Source organism: Acidimicrobiales bacterium (assembly GCA_036270875.1).
Taxonomy (GTDB): Bacteria; Actinomycetota; Acidimicrobiia; order Acidimicrobiales; family AC-9; genus AC-9.
Window position 1 is genome coordinate 1 of sequence record DATBBR010000076.1, and the last position, 1984, is coordinate 1984.

The 1984-nt window shown below is 69.6% G+C and carries 3 protein-coding genes; all 3 read left to right on the top strand.

Features of this window, described 5'->3' with window-relative positions; genetic code table 11:
• Nucleotides 1-556 (top strand): hypothetical protein (locus VH112_09070; GenBank protein HEX4540385.1); only part of this gene is annotated, 556 nt, incomplete at its 5' end.
• Nucleotides 557-645: 89 nt separating this feature from the next.
• Nucleotides 646-1371: a TetR family transcriptional regulator gene (locus VH112_09075; GenBank protein HEX4540386.1), complete on the top strand. Its 726-nt coding sequence runs from the start codon at nt 646-648 to the stop codon at nt 1369-1371.
• Between the two features lie 73 nt (nt 1372-1444).
• On the top strand, nt 1445-1984 hold a 540-nt coding region (locus VH112_09080), incomplete at its 3' end, for a squalene/phytoene synthase family protein (GenBank protein HEX4540387.1).

Here is a 1984-nt window from a genome sequence, read left to right on the forward strand (position 1 = left end):
CTTCCCCTATCTCTGGGACCCCGTCGGCGATGCCCAGTGGACAACGCAGGTCCTCGATTGGCGCAGCCCCGACGGCGAGCAGATCGACGGCTACAGCGCCGACCTCGAGCAGTCGACCGAGGGCGTGATGATGAGCGCCCAACGCGCGGCCGTCTACCTCGAACTCGTGCGGCAGGCCGCGGGCAGCCGTCTCGTCGTCGCGACGGTCTACCCGCCGAGTGACACCAACTGGGACGGCGGCTACCCATACGCGGCGATGGCACCGTACGTCGACGCGTTCGCCCCGATGGTGTACTGGGAGTGCACCGATCCCGGTTCCGACGCGGCCACCGACGTCGCCCGCCTCCTCGCCCTCCGGCCCGTGCACGTGATCGGCGAGGCCTTCAACTTCTCCGATGAGGGCGGACGGGCGGTGTCACCGAGCGGGGCGGAGATCTCCGAATTCCTGAGCGCCAGTCAGCATGCGGGCGCCCTCGGCGCGTCGTTCTGGGTCTGGCAGGAGGCGACGTCGGAGGAGTGGTCGACGCTGGGAGGTTTCTCCTGGAGCACGCGCTGACGTCGTAATCGACCCTCGGTCGTCGGGCCCACCTGGGAGTAGGTTTACCTGCGGAAAGTGGTGCCATACAGGGTTTCGGGAGGCTCTCGGTGGACAGGTTGACGCTGTCGGAGCTGGTGGCGCGTAGCGGGGTCCCCGCCAGCACCATCCACAACTACCGGCGGCGCGGGCTCATCCCCCCGCCGACCCGCGTGGCGCAGAACCGGTTTTCCTACGACGAGAGCCACCTCGAGGCGCTGCTGGCCATCCGCTCGCACACGGCCTCCCTGGAGCCCGAGCACCGGGAACGCATCGTCGCCGTGGCGATCGATGCGTTCAAGACACGCAGCTACAGCGAGGTCACCGTCAGCGACATCGCGGACGCGGCCCACATGGCGAAGGGCAACGTCTATCGATATTTCGACTCGAAGGAAGACCTCCTCACGGCCGCGATCGAAACGCTCCTCGAGAAGACGGACGAGCGCTTCACGGCCGCCGTCGACGCGCTCGGCGGCCCCGCAGGGGTCCGGGGCGACGAGGAGAAGGCGACACTGATGTTCGGGTACCTCGTCGCCGACGTGCTACCCATGCTGCTCGAGCTCGGCGCGCGGGCCGCCAAGGGGCACGAGCCGAGTGCCGCCCTGGCCCGAAGAGTGCTGAGGACGCTCGCGGAGACGGCGGGACGCCCGTTCACGGGTCCGGACGCGCCGGTGGAAGAGGCGATCGACGCCGGCCTGAAGCTCATCGAGAGCGCGTTCGCCACGGTCCTGGCGTGGTCCGTCGGGCCGGACTGGCCGCCCGACGACATGCCGGAGGGCACCATCCCCGACGTCTGAGCGACACCCCCGCCCGGTGGCTCCGGCACGCGCCCCATCAGCTTGACAGAGGGGGCGCGATCGCGTACAAGTTGTGACTCTGCAGTCACTCACTTGCACACAGGTTGCCCTCGCGGACCGGGCCCGCGGCGAGAACTTTACCGTGGCCTCGCGCCTCCTGCCCCGGGGCGTGCGCCAGCATCTCCTGGGCTTCTACGCCTTCGCCCGCTTCGTCGACGAGATCGGCGACACCTACAAGGGGGACCGCCTTGCCGCCCTCGACGAGGTCGAGGCGCAGGTGGTCGCCGTGCTGGACGACCAGGACCTGGAGGGCGCGCTGCCCGTCGTGGCGACGGCCGTCCGGTCGGTCTCAGAGCTCGGCGCCGACGCCAAGCCGCTCTTCGACTTGATCGCCGCCAACCGCCAGGACCAGTCCGTCGGCGCCTACGACACCTTCGACGACCTCCTCGCCTACTGCGCCCTCTCCGCCAACCCCGTCGGACGCCTCGTCCTGGCCGCGTTCAAAGCCTCGGATGAGGCCCGGTTCGCCTGGTCCGACTCCATCTGCACGGGCCTGCAGCTCGCCGAACACTGGCAGGACGTCGCAGAGGACGCATCCGCCGGCCGCGTCTAC